The sequence below is a fragment of the Variovorax sp. RKNM96 genome (assembly GCF_017161115.1).
Lineage (GTDB): Bacteria > Pseudomonadota > Gammaproteobacteria > Burkholderiales > Burkholderiaceae_C > Variovorax.
In genome coordinates this window covers 2,201,819-2,217,517 of the sequence record NZ_CP046508.1, presented here as the reverse complement: position 1 = coordinate 2,217,517, position 15,699 = coordinate 2,201,819, and the positions used below count along the sequence as shown (strand labels likewise).

Below are 15,699 nucleotides of genomic sequence, written 5' to 3'. Positions count from 1 at the left end.
CCCATGTCCCAGCACGCCGCCCTGCCCGCACGCTACGACCACGTCGGCAGTTTCCTGCGCCCCAAATACCTGCTCGAAGCGCGTGAGCAGAAAGCCAAGGGCGAGATCACGCCCGAGCAACTGCGCACGGTCGAAGACAAGGCCATCACCGAGATCGTCAAGTTCCAGGAAGACATCGGCCTGAAAAGCATCACCGACGGCGAATTCCGCCGCACGTATTTCCACATCGACTTCCTCGACCAGCTCGGCGGCGTGAAGACCGACATTCCGGTCACCATCCGCAAGCCCGACGGCACCGAGGAACTGGCGCCGCCCGCGATGCGCGTGATCGACAAGGTGCGCCACATCAAGGACATCCAGCTCGCCGATTTCCAGTACCTCAAGAGCCAGGTCTCCGCGGGCCGCACGCCGAAGGTGACCATCCCTTCGCCCACCATGCTGCACTTCCGCGGCGGCCGCGCCGGCATCAGCAAAGACGCGTACCCCGAGCTCGACCCGGTGTTCTACGACGACGTGGCCAAGGCCTACGGCGACGAATTGCGCTCGCTGGCCGCGGCCGGTTGCACCTATGTGCAGATGGACGACACCAACCTCGCCTACCTCTGCGACGAGCACATGCGCGAAGCCGCGCGCAAGCGTGGCGACGACCCGAACGAGCTGCCCCATCGCTATGCGGCCTTCATCAACAAGGTGGTCGCGCAGAAGCCCCCAGGCATGCTGCTGGCCATGCACCTGTGCCGCGGCAACTTCAAGAGCACGCATGCCGCGGCCGGCAACTACGAGCCGGTGGCCGAGGCACTCTTGAAGGAGATGGACCTGGACGCCTACTTCATGGAATACGACGACGCCCGCTCGGGCGACTTCAAGCCGCTGCGCTACCTGCCCAAGGGCAAGACGGTGGTGCTGGGCCTCGTGACCACCAAGTTCGGCGAGATGGAAGACAAGGACGAACTCAAGCGCCGCATCGAGGACGCCTCGAAGTACGCCTCGCTCGACCAGCTCGCGCTCTCGCCGCAGTGCGGCTTCTCGAGCACCGTGCACGGCAACAACATCGCGGTGGAAGCGCAGCGCAACAAGCTTCGCCTGGTGGTCGAGACGGCGCAGGAGGTCTGGGGCTCGACCTGAGGCGCGGTTTCTGGTGAAGTCGGGGGCATGACGACGACCATCACAAAAATCCTTTCAGGCCCCCTCAGCATGTTCGGCGCGAAGGTGCAGATCGCCGCGCTCGAAAAAGGCCTTCCCTTCGAGCTCACGATGGTGCCGTTCACCAAGGACGACGCCTACGAGCCCAAGCATCCGGACGTGCTGCGCATCAACCCCGTCAAGCAGCAGGTGCCGGTGCTGATGGACGGCGAGGTCGAACTCTTCGACTCGACGCAGATCTTCGAGTATCTCGAAGACCGGCATCCCAGCCCTGCCCTGTGGCCCGAAGGCATTGCCGACCGGGCACGAGCGCGGCAGCTGGAGCAGAAGTCCGATGAGGTGTTCTTTCCGAACGTCATCAAGCTCTTCGGGCTGCAGCACGACATGCGGAGCGCGCCCGCCGTTGCCGCATGCGCCGCCTGCGCGCGCTACTACGGCGAGATGGAAGGCCTGCTCGCCGGGCGCGAGTACCTCGCGGGCCCTTACTCCTTCGCGGACATCGCCTTCTACATGGCCTGCATCTTTGCCGACCGCAAGGGCGCCGGCATGACCGATGCGACGCCGCGCCTCATCGCCTGGCGCAACCGCGTGCGCGACCGGCCCGCGGTGCATGCGGTGGTCGATCCGATGATGAAATTCCTCGCCTCCGAAGGCCGCGGCGTGCCCGCCTTCCTGCAACGCTGATCGGGCCCCAGCCCGCTGAGGCATCATGGTGCCCATGCCGAATACAGGGTTCGACTGGCTGCCTTCTCCCTCGCAGCATTTCCTCGTCGTCACTTTTGCGCTGCTTGTCTACGTACTGAGCACGCGCGCGCGCCGCGAGCAGCGCGCGCCCACCACCGCCATCGCCTGGGTGATGGGGCTGGTGCTGATGCCCTACCTGATCCTGCCGATGTACCTGCTGTTCGGCCAGCGCAAGCTGCGCCCGGCCGGCTCGCCGCGTCCACCGCGCTCGGTGCCGCCGGGGCACTGGGCTGCCGACCTGATCGAGAGCTTCGGCCTCGCGCCGCCGGGGCGCTGCGCGATCCGCCTGCATGCCGACGGCGAGCACGCGCGGCTCGCGCTGTTCGAGGTGATCGACGGCGCGCGCGAGCGCATCGACGTGTGCACCTTCATCATCGGCGACGACCCGCTCGGCCACGCGGTGCTCGCGCGGCTTGCGCAGCGGGCGCGCGAAGGCATCAAGGTGCGGGTGCTGCTCGACGGCTTCGGCGCGCTCTCGCTGCCACGCCATCACTTCGACCTGCTGCGCGCGGCGGGCGGCGAGGTGGCGGTGTTCCGTCCCTTCTTCAGCCTGCGCCGCACCGGGCCGCGCAACCTGCGCAACCACCGCAAGTTCACCATCGCCGACGACAGCTGGCTCTGGTCGGGCGGGCGCAACCTCGCGGGCGAGTACTTCACGGGCAATGCCAAGCACCCCGAGGCGTGGCGCGATCTCTCGTTCGACCTGCGCGGCAACGTGGCGGCCGCCGCGGCCCGCCAGTTCGATCACGACTGGAGCTCGGTGCGCTCGCGCAAGGCACGCGCCATCGCCTGCGACGACGTGCCGCAGGGCCCCGGCACCGCGATGGCGCAGTTCCTGCCGAGCGGGCCCGACCAGACCGAAGACACCGCGCACGCGCTGCTCATCGACGCGTGCTTCCGCGCCGAGCACCGCATCCTCGCGATCACGCCCTACTTCGTGCCCGGCGACGGCCTACGCGATGCGCTGCGGCTCGCGGCACGACGCGGCGTGCAGGTGACGATCGCGATGCCCGCGCAGTCGAACCACCGCCTGGCCGACTTCGTGCGCGCCCGCGCCATGCGCGACCTGGCGCGCGCGGGCGTGAGCTTTCGCATGCTGCCTTTCATGGCGCATGCCAAGGCGGTGGTGGTCGACCATGAGCTCGCGATGTGCGGCTCGATCAATCTCGACCTGCGCAGCCTGCTGCTGAACCACGAGGCGAACGTCGTGTTCTACGGCCCGCACGAGATCGACTGGCTCGCCGAGTGGATCGACACCACGGCCTCGGCCGGCGAGCCCTATCGCGCGCGGCGCCCGGGCCTCGTGCGCGACGTGGCCGAGGGGCTGCTGCTCACCGTCGCTTTCCAGCTTTAGAGGCAGCCGGCGCGGAGGCTGTCGCGCCTTTCATCAGGGCGTCGATGCCGGCGAACACGTAGCGCATCAGGTCGTCCGCGAGCGCCTCCGTGTCCTTGATCGCCGGCAGCACCTTGTTGCCCAGGTCCTTGGGCGCCACCATCATCACGATGCATGGCAGCACGGTGAACATCAGCGCGCGCTGCACCGTGGGATGGTCGTCGGGCAACGCCATGATCTCGCCGATCAGCCCGCGCAGCAGCTTGGCCTTGGGCAGCACCGCCCGCTTGATCATCACGGGCATCGCCGGCGACGGCGACAGGGCTTCGCGCAGCACCACGCGAAATCCCCAGGGCGCCGTGGGCTGGCTGCCCAGCTCGACCATGTGGGTGAGAAAGGCGCGCAGCTTCAGGCGCGGATCGGTCTGCACGCTGGCCAGGCTGACCAGCTCGTCGATGCTCACGAGCTGGCGGTGCGCCTCGATCAGCACGGCCTCGTAGAGCCCGTCGCGGCCGTTGAAGTGGTAGTTGATCGCGGCCATGTTGGTGCCCGCGCGGGTACAGATTTCCTTGCTCGTGCTCTCGGCGAAACCGCGCTCGGCAAACAGCTGGCCCGCGGTCTCCAGGATGTGCAGGCGCGTGGTGTTGCCGTCGGTGCGCTGCGTGCGCGCAGGAGAACTATTGGAAGAACGGGTGGCCATGGGTCGAGGTTAATCGAACCAAAGAAATAATTCAAATTCAAATTTCAATTTGATAACATCCGGCCGCACCCCGTTCTGGAAACGGGCAGGAACCCGACCCATGAACAAGAAACCCCTCATCGCCGTGGCTGTCGTTGCATTGGTCGCCGTGGCCGGCGGCTGGTGGTACTTCAACCGCTCGGCCACGCCGTCGGACCAGCTCGTGCTCTACGGCAACGTCGATGTGCGCCAGGTCTCGCTCGCCTTCAATGCCAACGACCGCGTGGCCGAGCTCGCGGTGCGCGAAGGCGACCACGTCCGGGCCGGGCAACTGCTCGGCAAGCTCGACACCCGCACGCTCGTGCTGCGCGTGGCGCAGTCGCAGGCGCGCATCGGCGTGCAGGAGCAGGCCCTGCTGCGTTTGAAGACCGGCAGCCGCCCCGAGGAGGTGGCGCAGGCCGGCGCGCAGGTGGCCGCCGCGCAGGCCGATGCAGACCTTGCACAGCAGCAGCTCGCGCGCCTGCAGGGCATCAGCCAGACCACCGCCGGCCGCGCGGTGAGCCAGCAGGACCTCGACAGCGCGCAGGCCAGACGCAAGGTCGCGCTCGCCCAGCTCGACAACGCCCGCAAGGCGCAGCAGCTCGTCGTCACCGGCCCGCGCAAGGAAGACATCGCGCAGGCGCAGGCCCAGCTCGAATCCGCGCGCGCCGACCTCGCGCTCATGAACCACCAGCTCACCGAGGCCGAGCTGAAGGCGCCCATCGACGCGGTGGTGCGCGCGCGCCTGCTCGAACCCGGCGACATGGCCTCGCCGCAGCGCCCGGCCTTCACGCTCGCCATCACCGATCCCAAGTGGGTGCGCGCCTATGTGGCCGAGGCCGACCTCGGCCGCGTGAAGCCGGGCCAGGCCGCGCGCGTGACCACCGACAGCCAGCCCGGCGAGGCCATCGCCGGCAAGGTCGGCTACATCGCGTCGGTGGCGGAGTTCACGCCCAAGACCGTGCAGACGGAAGAGTTGCGCAGCAGCCTCGTCTACGAGATCCGCGTGATGGTCGACGACAAGCAGGACCGACTGCGGCTCGGCATGCCGGCCACCGTGCGGCTGCAGCTTTCTTCGACGGGGCAGTCCTGAATGACGCAGCTCGCAACCCCTGCGCCTGCATTGCTCCCTCCCCCTCTGGGGGAGGGTTGGGGTGGGGGCAAGCGGCGTTCGATGAAACACCAAGGCACAACCGGCGCCGTCGTGCCCCCATCCCAACCTTCCCCCAGAGGGGGAAGGAGCAAAACCCACGGGAGGCTGCCGAATGCCTGACACCGGGCCGGCCGTGGCCGGACGCTCCCTGCACAAGCGCTTCACGCTCAAGTCGTCGAAGCAGCCCGTGCGTGCGCTCGCCGGCGTGTCGCTCGACATCCCCGCGGGCACGCTCACCGCGCTCGTCGGTCCGGACGGCGCGGGCAAGACCACGCTGCTGCGCCTCATGGCGGGCCTCATGCGCGCCGACGAAGGCGAGCTGCGCGTGCTCGGCATCGACGTCTCGGCCGACCCGCAGGCGGTGCAGGACCGCATCAGCTACATGCCGCAGCGCTTCGGCCTCTACGACGACTTGAGCGTGCAGGAGAACCTCGACCTCTACGCGGACCTGCATGGCGTGTCGAAGGACAAGCGCCGCGAGCGCTACGCCCGGCTGATGGAGATGACCGACCTCGGCCGCTTCACCGACCGCCCCGCGGGCAAGCTCTCGGGCGGCATGAAGCAGAAGCTGGGCCTGGCCTGCACGCTGGTGCGCTCGCCCGACCTGCTGCTGCTCGACGAGCCCACCGTCGGCGTCGATCCGCTCTCGCGGCGCGAGCTCTGGCAGATCGTGCAGCAGCTGGTGGACGACGAGAAGCTCTCGGTGATCGTGAGCACCGCCTACCTCGACGAGGCCGAGCGCTGCAGCCATGTGTTCGTGCTGCGCGAGGGCAAGCTGCTGGCCGAGGGCACGCCGGCCGAGATTCGCGACCACGCGCAGGGCCTGTGCTTCATCGCCGCGCCGCCGGCGGGCGAGCCGCCGCGCCTGATGCAGGCCCGCCTGCTCGATGCGCAGCAGGACATCGTCGATGCCGTGCCGCAAGGCGGCGAGGTGCACTTCATCCGCCGCAAGGACACGGACGATGCGGCGCTTGCCACACTGCTGGCCGGTGCCCGCGCGGAGCCGGTGCCGCCACGGCTCGAAGACGGCTTCATGACGCTGCTGCGCACGCAGCAGGCATCCGCACCGAGCACCACTGCAGTCGCGACCACCAGCCCCGCCGAGGGCGACCCCGACGAGGTCGTCATCGAAGTGAAGGACCTCGTGCGCCGCTTCGGCGATTTCGTCGCCGTGGCCAGCACCAGCTTCTCGGTGCGGCGCGGCGAGATCTTCGGCCTGCTCGGCCCCAACGGCGCGGGCAAGACCACCACCTTCCGCATGCTCTGCGGCCTCCTGCCCGCGAGCGGTGGCCAGTTGCGCGTGGCCGGCGTCGATCTGCGCCATGCGCGCGCAGAGGCCCGCCAGCGCATCGGCTACGTCTCGCAGAAGTTTGCGCTCTACGGCAACCTCACGGTGCGCGAGAACCTCTCGTTCTTCGGCGGTGCCTACGGCCTGCGCGGGCAGCGGCTGCGCGACCGCATGGACACGGTGCTGCACCAGTTCGATCTCGAACGCGAGCTCGATGCGCCCAGCGGCCAGTTGCCGGGCGGCTACCGGCAGCGCCTGGCCATGGCCACCGGCCTCCTGCACGAGCCCGAGATCCTGTTCCTCGACGAACCTACGAGCGGTGCCGATCCGCTCGCGCGCCGCGAATTCTGGCGCCGCATCACCGCGCTAGCCGAAGGCGGCACCACCATCGTCATCACCACGCACTTCATGGAAGAGGCCGAGTACTGCGACCGCATCGTGATCCAGGACGCGGGCAAGGTGCTCGCCATCGGCACGCCGCAGGAAGTGCGCACGCAGGCGCTCGAGGGCGAAGACGGCGGCAAGCGCATCGACATGGAGCAGGCCTTCATCGGCATCGTCGAGAAGGCGCGGCGCCAGGGCAAGGAAGCCGCGGCGAAGCAACCGGAAGGAGCGACGGCATGAGCGGCTTCTGGTCACGCCTGATTTCCCTCACGCGCAAGGAATTCCGCCAGCTGCTGCGCGACCGCAGCAACCTCGCGATCGGCATCCTGCTGCCGATGGTGCTGATCCTGATCTTCGGCTACGGCATGTCGCTCGACGTGAAGAACGCACCGGTGGCCGTGGTGATGGAAGACGCCTCGCCGACCGCGCACGAGGCCATTGCCGGCCTGCAGCTCTCGCCCACCATCGCGCCGGTGCTGCTCGGCTCGATGCACGACGCCGAGGAACTGATGCGCGAGCGCAAGGTCGATGGCATCGTGCGCATTCCGAGCGACTTCTCGCGCGCGCTGGCCGCGGGCAACGCGCGCGTGCAGTTGATCGTGCATGGCGCCGACGCGGGCCGCGCGACCATCATCCTCGCCTACGTGAGTGGTGCCCTCGCCCAGACCGCCGTGCGGCAGGCCGACCGCCTCGGCAGCACCTCTGGCGCAGACGCGCCGCCCGTGGGCAACGTCACCGTCGAGCAGCGCATGTGGTTCAACGCCGCGAACACCAGCACCTGGTACCTCGTGCCGGGGCTGATCGTGCTGATCATGACGCTGGTGGGCGCCTTCCTCACCGCGCTGGTGATGGCGCGCGAATGGGAACGCGGCACGCTCGAGGCGCTGTTCGTCACGCCGGTGCGGCCCGTCGAGATACTGCTGGCCAAGATCATTCCGTATTTCGGCGTCGGCATGCTGGGCCTGGCGCTCTGCCTGCTGGCCGCGCGCTTTCTTTTCGCGGTGCCGATGTACGGCTCGCTGTTCGTGGTGGTGTTCAGCTCGATGCTCTACCTGATCGTGGCGGTGAGCCTGGGCCTCGTGATCTCGTCGGTCACGCGCAACCAGTTCCTTGCGAGCCAGGTCGCGCTGATCGCGACCTTCATGCCTTCGATGATGCTGTCGGGCTTTTTGTTCGACCTGCGCAACGTGCCCACGGCCGTGTGGGTCATCGGCCATGTGTTGCCGGCCACCTACTTCATGGACCTGATCAAGACGCTGTTCCTCGCGGGCGACGTCTGGCCGCTGATCTGGCGCAACTGCCTGATCCTGCTGGCGTACGCAGTGGGCTTGCTCATGTTGGCCCGCGCGGTGACGCGCAAGAGCCTCGACTGAAAGCCGCATCCATGACCGCCCTGATCGACTTCTTCGCCCGCGTCGCCAACCTCTGCCGCAAGGAGTTGCTGACCATCCTCAAGGACCCGGCCACGCGCGCCATCCTGATCGCACCCGCGCTGCTGCAGAGCCTGATCTTCGGCTACGGCGCCACCTATGACCTCACCAACGTGCCCTATGCGCTGCTCGACCAGAGCCGCACCGGCGCGGCGACGGAACTCATCGCGCACCTGGACAGCACGGGCGTGTTCCACCGCGTGGCCACGCTGCGCACGCAGGCCGACATCCGCGAGGTGATCGACACCGAGAAGGCGCTGCTCGTGATCCAGATCGCGCCGGACTTCGAGCGGCAGCTCAGCGCGGGGCAGCCCGCGCCCATCCAGCTGATTCTCGATGCGCGCAACTCCAACACGGCGGGATCGGCGGCCGGTTATGTGAACGCGGTGGTCGAGCGCTACAACGCCGAGCTGCGCACGCGCGCGGGCGCACCGCCAACGCCGCTGGTCATCGAATCGCGCGCCTGGTTCAACCCGAACCTGGAGACGCGCTGGAACCTCCTGCCCGGCATGATCGCCGCGCTCAGCATGCTGCAGACGCTGCTGCTCACCGCGCTCTCGGTGGCGCGCGAACGCGAGCAAGGCACCTTCGACCAGTTGCTGGTGACGCCGATGTCGCCGCTCGAAATCATGATCGGCAAGGCGCTGCCGCCGGTGCTGGTCGGGCTCGTGCAGTCGTCGCTGATCCTGCTGGTGGCGATGTTCTGGTTCGGCATTCCGATGGCGGGCTCGCTGGTCACGCTCTACACCGGGCTCATCTTCTTCACGGTCGCGAGCGTGGGCATCGGCCTCTCGATCTCGGCGGTATCGGCCAACATGCAGCAGGCCATGCTCTACACCTTCGTGCTGCTGATGCCGATGATGCTGCTGTCGGGCCTGACCACGCCGGTGCGCAACATGCCGCACGTGCTGCAGGTGATCACCCTGGCCAATCCGCTGCGCTTTGCCATCGACCTGGTGCAGCGCGTGTACCTCGAGGGCGTGGGGCTGGGCACGGTGTGGCACAACCTGATTCCGCTCTCGATCATCGCGGTCGTCACGCTGCCGCTGGCGGCCTGGCTCTTTCGCAATCGTCTTGTCTGAACACGGGAGCACCTCATGCCTCTCACTCTCCATTTCACATGCAACGCGCTGGCCGCTGCTGCGCTGGCACTCCTCGTCGGCGGTTGTGCCGTGGGTCCCGACCACAAGCCCTCGGAGCCACACGCGCCCGCCGACTGGTCGGCCTGGCACGGTGGCTCGCCCGCATTGCTTGGCGCCGAACGCCGCACCGCGCCCACGGCATCCCTCACGCCCGGCGACTGGAAGGCCTTCAACGACCCGATGCTCGATCGGCTGCAAGCGATGGTGCTCACCGCCAATCCCGACCTGCAGACCGCCGCATTGCGCTTCGCACAGAGCCGCGTGCAGCGCGCCACCACGGCGGCCCAGCGCGGGCCGCAGGTCAACGCCAGCGCGGGCGTCACGCGGCAACGGCAAAGCGAGAGCGGCGCGGCCACGCGGATGATCGATGCGCTGGGCTCCTCGGTCGCCAACAAGGAGCAGTTGATCCGCACGCTCAGCGAGCCCTACAACCTCTACCAGGCGGGCTTCGATGCCTCGTGGGAAATCGACCTCTGGGGCCGCGTTCGACGCGCGGTGGAAGCGGCCGACGCCGATACAGCGGCTTCAGCCGCGATGCTGCAGCAGGCCGGACTCAGCGTGCAGGCCGAGCTCGCGCGCAACTACTTCGAACTGCGCGGCACGCAGCGCGAACTGCGCATTGCGCGCGCCGACATCGCGGCCGCCGCCGAGTCGCTCGAGCTCGTGCAGGCGCGCGCCGATGGCGGGCTCGTTACCGACCTCGACCCGGTGCGCCAGCGCACCCTGCTGGCCGAACTGCGCGCGCGCATTCCCTCGCTGCTGCAACAGGAAGCCGATGCGATGAACCGCATCACGCTGCTGATCGGCGCACCGCCCGGCATGCTGAACACCGAACTGGCCGATGCCACCACCGACAGCACGGGCGACGCGCCACCGCTGCCCGACCTCGCACTCGGCCTCCCCGCAGACCTCGCACGGCGCCGCCCCGACATCGCCGCGGCCGAGGCGCAACTGCACGCCGCCACCGCACGCGTCGGCGTGGCCGTGGCCGATCTCTATCCGCGCATCACGCTGGGCGCAGGCTTCGGCTACGAATCGGTCGGGAGCGATCGCTTCGGCGACTGGGGCGGCCGGCAATGGCATGTCGGCCCGTCGCTCAGCCTGCCGATCTTCGACAACGGCCGCCGCCGCAGCACGGTCGATCTGCGCGAGCTGCAGCAGCAGGAGGCGGCCGTGGCCTTCCAGCAAACGGTGCTCAAGGCCTGGCACGAGATCGACACCGCGCTCAACGCCTACAGCGCCGAGCGCCAGCGCCACGCTGAACTGGTCGAGCGCGAGCGCCAAAGCCGCGATGCACTCGTGCTGGCGCATGCGCGCTATGCGAACGGGCTCACCGATTTCGGCGTCGAACTCGACGCGCGCCGTGCCCTCTTGCAGGCCCGCCGCGACCACGCACAGAGCACGAGTCGCCTGTCTGTGAACTTGGTCACGGTCTACAAGGCACTGGCCGGCGGCACGCCACACAGCGATGTGATGGCCCAGCGCAATCCGTCCTCCACCCCGTGATTTAGTGCCTAAATAATAGGCACTGACGACACGCGGGAAAGACCCATTCCTACAGGGTCGAAATTTAAAATCGAGGCCTTCCTGGTTATCGCAGTTTCGTGTTCGGGAATGAGCGGTCCGCTCTTCACTCCGTAAATTCGCAACCAGTCCCCGCACTTCAGAAGCATCGGCGCCCTTCAGGGCGTATCGCCCTCGGCGAACTCGATGCGATGCAGGAGCGTGACCGGCAAAGGTGGTCATGAGCGGGGAGATGGTGCTTCTTGCAGTTCGGGTCCATCCGATCGCCTGAAGCGATGTCCCTTTGATCACTGCCGGGTTCCCCTGAGCCAAGGGGAAAAAATCGATGCGATCCGTTTATTCGCTGCTGGCGCGTGCGCGCCGGCTGGGCGCAGCCATGCCTTTTGCTTTTGCATTGCTGCTGCCTTCTTTCAGTTCCGCCACCTGGGCGGCCATGGACGAAGTCGGCCGTGCCACGCCGAGCGTCCATCGCCTGAAGCTCTTCGTCGATCCGCAACTCGCCGCCGACATCGGCGTGCCCGAAGCGGGCCGCCGGCTCGCGCAGTACGTGGCCGACATCAACACCGTGTTCACGCGCGAGACCGTGCGCAGCTTCGTTTTCGATCCGGCGAAGGACCTGCAATTCGTCTCGCCGGGCTCAGCGCCGCAGTGCGGCTTCAACGGCGTGGCCGAGCGCGAGATCGTGCTGTGCATCTCGAAGTCGCAGCGCGGCTACAGCCACGGCGGGCTGACCACGAGCACCACCTTCCCGCCCAAGGGCGTGACCTGGAATCTCAACTGGACCGCGATCCACGACCCGCTGCGCCTGTCGCGCGCCATCACCAAGGCCGCGCCCGAATCCACCGAGAAGGACTACCTCGGCCGCCAGCTCAAGACGCTGCTGCACGAGCTGGAGCACGTGTTCGGCGCGGGCTCGGGCGAGTACTACAGCGCCATCGCCGTGACCGACACCACCGAGGTGACGCCCAAGGCCGACCTCGAACTCGCCAGGATCACCGACCGCTACTGGTGGCAGCGCCAGCAGTGGCGCCTCGATCCGTTACTGGGGACCGTGTTCGAAGAGCGCTTCGACCCCGCCGCCAACCGCGTCGCCACGCTGGAGATGATCCGCTTCACCGAAGGCACCAAGGCCAACATCAACACCGACTGGAGCGACTGGCCCAAGCTCGGCAGCTCGAAGTACATGGCCACGACCACCGCCACGCAGGTGCGCGTGACGGACCGCGAAACCGGTGCCGCGCTCGCAGGCGCGCAGGTCTCTGTGTGGCGCGACCCGGGTGCACAGAAACCGCTGGAGCCGCTCGCGCAAGGCGTGGCCGATGCCAACGGCCTCTTCGCGTTCGACTGGCGCTGCGGCTTCAGCTGCTTCGCGGTCGGCAAGACCAACCTGCTCGTGAAGGCGCAGATGCCCGGTCGTGCACCGGGCGCGACCTGGTTCACCATCTTCGACGCGTTCGAACAGAAGGCGGTGCAAGGCCAAGCGGCTTTCACGATCGACCTGCCGCTCGGCATTCCCGATGCCTACAAGCCGACCGTTTCACTGGCCGCACCGGCCATGGCCACGGTGGGTCAGCCGACGATCCTTGCACCGGTGGCGGTCGACAACGTGGGCGTCTTTGGCATCAAGGTGGTCGGTGCCAACAGCCTCCCGATCTGCACCTTCACAGCGTCGCCGTACACCTGTACGTGGACGCCAACGGCGCCGGGCACGCAGACCATCCGCGTGATCGCGCTCGATATGGCTGGCAACTCAGCGGTTGCCTTCGCGAATGTGATCGTCACTCCGCCGACCGATGCCGTGGTGCCGACCGTCGCCTTGACCGCGCCGGCTTCGGCCGCGGCAGGCGTGGCCACGCGGCTCACCGCCACGGCATCCGACAACGTCGGCATTTCGGAGTTGAAATTCATCATCGACGGCAAGACCGTGTGCACCCTGCGCGCCGCGCCTTACGCCTGCGCATGGACGCCTGCGAAGACCGGTGCCGCGAACATCGAGGTGCGTGCTGCCGATGCGGCGGGCAACTTGGCCAGCACCTCGGCCCAGGTCGGCATCGAAGGCTTGCGGCCCGAAGATCTGTAGCCCGTCCGCTCAGGGCAGGTTCGTGAAGCTCGCGTTGCCGAGCCCCGTGCCGATGGTCAGCACACCCCAGTGCTTCACCTCGCGCATGAACGGCAGCTCGCTCAGGCCCTGCACCACCGCGTCGTTGTGCATCAGCACCAGCGTCGGGCCCGAGCCGATCATCGGCATGCGGCGCCACACCTCGCTCGGCAGATGGAAGGCATGGCTCTCCCAGTCGCCCGGCAGGTTCTGCGCGCCGCGCGAGATCGATCCATCCCGGCGGATCAGCCCCGGGCAACCGATGCCGATGAAAGGCGCGAGCCGGATCTTCTTGCGCTCGCTGTAGCGCACCATGTCCTCCAGCATCTCGGCGATGTGCTCGACGATGCTGCCGCGATTCGGGCCGTCGTCGGCATGGCGCCATTTCACGCGACGCACCACCTTCGCGAGCGAGAAGTCGCGCGCCTTGCGGTGGCGCGTCTTGACGATGCCGCAGCGGATGTTGGTGCCGCCGATGTCCACCGCGAGGATGGCGTCATGCCCCTTGAGCATCTCCGGCGGCGTGAGGTGCACCCAGCCGATCAGGCCGCCGTCGTCCACGTTGTGCGAGAGCCGACCCAGCTGCACATGCACGCCCATCTCCTCGAGGATGGCGCTGGCCTGCAGGATGGCCCGCTCGCCCACGTCGCTTTCGGGAAAGCCACCGCCGATCACGATGCGCTCGACCTTCTGCCATGAGGGCTGACGGGTGAAGCGCTGGATCACGTAGGCCAACTCTTCGGCGAACTCCTCGATGGCGCCATGCATCACGTCGGCGGCTTCCGAGGCCTTCTTCGCCTGCAGCGCGTGGTCGAGTTCCTTCTTGCTGAGGTTGCGCGAATGCGAGAGGCCCAGCGGATCCCGGCCTTCCTTGCGGCGGCGCTTGCGCCAGCGTTCGAGCAATTCCCTGAAGGCGGTCTGGCTGGCCTGGTCGCCGACGAAGCCGTCCTTGTCGCGCAACTGCAGGCTGTAGCCGTCGACCTGCAGGCCGGGGAGTTCACGCAAGCCGTGGACTTCGGGGCCGGGCAAACCATTCTTGAGGGCGGGAGAGGATTTCTTCTTCGAGGGCTTGGACTTCATGGCGATCGACTATGAGCCTCGCCACAGCCCGCTTGCATCGGCTCCGCGCACCATGGCGTGTAGGAGATTGGCGGGTACGCCGAACGAAGCGTTGTCTATACACTGGCCCGGATGCACTTGCTCCGCAGCCTTTGGCGCGCCGCCCTGTTGGTCTCGATGACCTGGTTTGCCGCCGTCCCCGCGCAGGCCGCGGACGAGGCGCTGCGCGTCGGCTCCAAGCGCTTCACCGAGTCGTACATCCTCGCCGAGTTGCTCGCGCAGACGGCCGCGCCGCACACCGCATCGCCGCCCGTCGTACGGCAGGGCCTGGGCAACACGGCCATCGTCTACGAAGCGCTGCGCTCGGGCGCCATCGATCTCTATGCCGAGTACACCGGCACCATCGCACTGGAGATCCTCAAGGGCTCGCCCGCGGACACGCGCGAAGCGATGAACGCTGCGCTCGCGCCGATGGGCTTGGGCGTGGCCATTCCGCTTGGCTTCAACGACGGCTATGCGCTGGCCGTGCGCGCGGCCGATGCGGAGCGGCTCGGGCTTCGCACGCTGAGCGACCTTGCCAAGCACCCCGAACTCAAGCTCGGCCTCTCGAACGAGTTCCTCGGCCGCGCCGATGGCTGGAAGGGCCTGGCCGCGCGCTACGGCTTCACGCAGACGCCGACCGGCCTGGACCATGGCCTCGCCTACGAGGCGGTGGCGGCCAAGCAGATCGATGCGATCGACATCTACACCACCGACGCGAAGATCGACCACCTGGGCCTGCGCGTGCTCGAAGACGACAGGAAGTTCTTTCCGCGCTACGACGCGGTGGTGCTCTACAAGCTCGACCTGCGGACGCGCCTCCCCAAGGCCTGGGCGGCGCTGCAGACGCTCGAAGGCAAGGTCGACGAGCACGCGATGATCGCGATGAATGCGCGGGCCGAACTGCAGAGCGTGCCCTTCGACGTCATCGCGCGCGACTTCATCGCCAGCACCGGCAAGACAGGCGCCGCACCGGCGGCAGAGGCCAAGCGCGGCTTCACCGCCAAGCTCTTCGGCCCCGACCTCTGGAAGCTCGCGCGCCAGCACCTGCTGCTGGTGGCGCTGTCTGTGGGCATCGCCATCCTGATCGGCGTGCCCATCGCGATCCTGGTGTTCTCGCATGTGCGGCTGCGCGCCGTGGTGCTCGGCATCGCGAGCCTGATGCAGACCGTGCCGTCGCTCGCGCTGCTGGCTGTGCTGATCTCGATGCTCGGCGCGATCGGTGCGCTGCCCGCGCTGATCGCGCTCACGCTCTACTCGCTGCTGCCGATCATGCGCAACACGGTGACGGGCCTCGCCGAAGTGCCGAACGGCCTGCGCCTGGCGGGCACCGCGCTCGGCATGACGCCGCCGCAGAGTCTTCAGCTCGTGCTGTTGCCGCTGGCGCTGCCCACGCTGCTCGCGGGCGTGCGCACGGCCACCGCCATTGCCATCGGTACGGCAACCATTGCGGCCTTCATCGGTGCGGGTGGATTCGGCGAGCGAATCGTGACGGGCCTCGCGCTGAACGACCGCGAACTGCTCTTGGCCGGCGCGCTGCCGGCCGCGGCGATGGCGCTGATCAGCGAAGGGATCTTCGAACTGATCGAATGGACAATGCGCCGCCGCCGGCGCGCACCGCCCAGTTCGCTGCCGCCGGCTTGA

At 67.9% G+C, this 15,699-nt stretch carries 12 protein-coding genes; 10 read left to right on the top strand and 2 right to left on the bottom strand.

The annotated features are described in order from the left end of the window. The first annotated feature begins 3 nt into the window (after positions 1 to 3). From GNX71_RS10110 to GNX71_RS10100, 3 genes are read left to right on the top strand one after another with little or no spacing between them, the layout of a single operon-like run. Entirely contained in the window at positions 4 to 1,125 is a 1,122-nt protein-coding gene (locus GNX71_RS10110; protein WP_206178193.1) for a 5-methyltetrahydropteroyltriglutamate--homocysteine S-methyltransferase, read from the top strand. A gap of 27 nt (positions 1,126 to 1,152) precedes the next feature. Continuing rightward, positions 1,153 to 1,827 (top strand): glutathione S-transferase family protein, encoded by a 675-nt coding sequence (locus tag GNX71_RS10105; RefSeq protein WP_206178192.1) that lies wholly within the window; start codon positions 1,153 to 1,155, stop codon positions 1,825 to 1,827. Between the two features lie 34 nt (positions 1,828 to 1,861). Continuing rightward, entirely contained in the window at positions 1,862 to 3,241 is a 1,380-nt protein-coding gene (locus tag GNX71_RS10100; RefSeq protein ID WP_206178191.1) for a phospholipase D-like domain-containing protein, read from the top strand. On the opposite strand, the gene GNX71_RS10095 is transcribed toward GNX71_RS10100, so the two are convergent. Then, positions 3,219 to 3,920, bottom strand: coding sequence for a CerR family C-terminal domain-containing protein (locus GNX71_RS10095; protein ID WP_206178190.1), 702 nt, complete (start codon positions 3,918 to 3,920; stop codon positions 3,219 to 3,221). The genes GNX71_RS10100 and GNX71_RS10095 overlap by 23 nt on opposite strands. Positions 3,921 to 4,020: 100 nt before the next feature. Here GNX71_RS10095 and GNX71_RS10090 point away from each other — a divergent pair, with 100 nt between their 5' ends. From GNX71_RS10090 to GNX71_RS10065, 6 genes are all read left to right on the top strand, one after another. Further along, a complete protein-coding gene (locus GNX71_RS10090; RefSeq protein ID WP_206178189.1) occupies positions 4,021 to 5,031 on the top strand; it encodes an HlyD family efflux transporter periplasmic adaptor subunit in 1,011 nt (336 codons plus the stop codon). A 172-nt stretch (positions 5,032 to 5,203) separates the two neighbouring features. Beyond that, a complete protein-coding gene (locus GNX71_RS10085; protein ID WP_206178188.1) occupies positions 5,204 to 7,003 on the top strand; it encodes an ATP-binding cassette domain-containing protein in 1,800 nt (599 codons plus the stop codon). Beyond that, entirely contained in the window at positions 7,000 to 8,136 is a 1,137-nt protein-coding gene (locus GNX71_RS10080; protein ID WP_206178187.1) for an ABC transporter permease, read from the top strand. The genes GNX71_RS10085 and GNX71_RS10080 overlap by 4 nt, the downstream gene beginning before the upstream one ends. Before the next feature lie 11 nt (positions 8,137 to 8,147). Further along, complete coding sequence (locus GNX71_RS10075; RefSeq protein WP_206178186.1) at positions 8,148 to 9,275, top strand: ABC transporter permease; 1,128 nt, start codon at positions 8,148 to 8,150, stop codon at positions 9,273 to 9,275. 15 nt (positions 9,276 to 9,290) lie between these two features. Further along, positions 9,291 to 10,841 (top strand): efflux transporter outer membrane subunit, encoded by a 1,551-nt coding sequence (locus tag GNX71_RS10070; RefSeq protein ID WP_206178185.1) that lies wholly within the window; start codon positions 9,291 to 9,293, stop codon positions 10,839 to 10,841. 343 nt (positions 10,842 to 11,184) lie between these two features. After that, a complete protein-coding gene (locus GNX71_RS10065) occupies positions 11,185 to 12,939 on the top strand; it encodes an Ig-like domain-containing protein (RefSeq protein ID WP_206178184.1) in 1,755 nt (584 codons plus the stop codon). 9 nt (positions 12,940 to 12,948) lie between these two features. Here the strand turns inward: GNX71_RS10065 and GNX71_RS10060 are convergent, their stop codons facing one another. Next, positions 12,949 to 14,037, bottom strand: a complete 1,089-nt coding sequence (locus GNX71_RS10060) for an ROK family protein (protein WP_206178183.1) — start codon at positions 14,035 to 14,037, stop codon at positions 12,949 to 12,951. A 111-nt stretch (positions 14,038 to 14,148) separates the two neighbouring features. Here GNX71_RS10060 and GNX71_RS10055 point away from each other — a divergent pair, with 111 nt between their 5' ends. Continuing rightward, positions 14,149 to 15,699, top strand: coding sequence for a glycine betaine ABC transporter substrate-binding protein (locus GNX71_RS10055; RefSeq protein WP_206178182.1), 1,551 nt, complete (start codon positions 14,149 to 14,151; stop codon positions 15,697 to 15,699).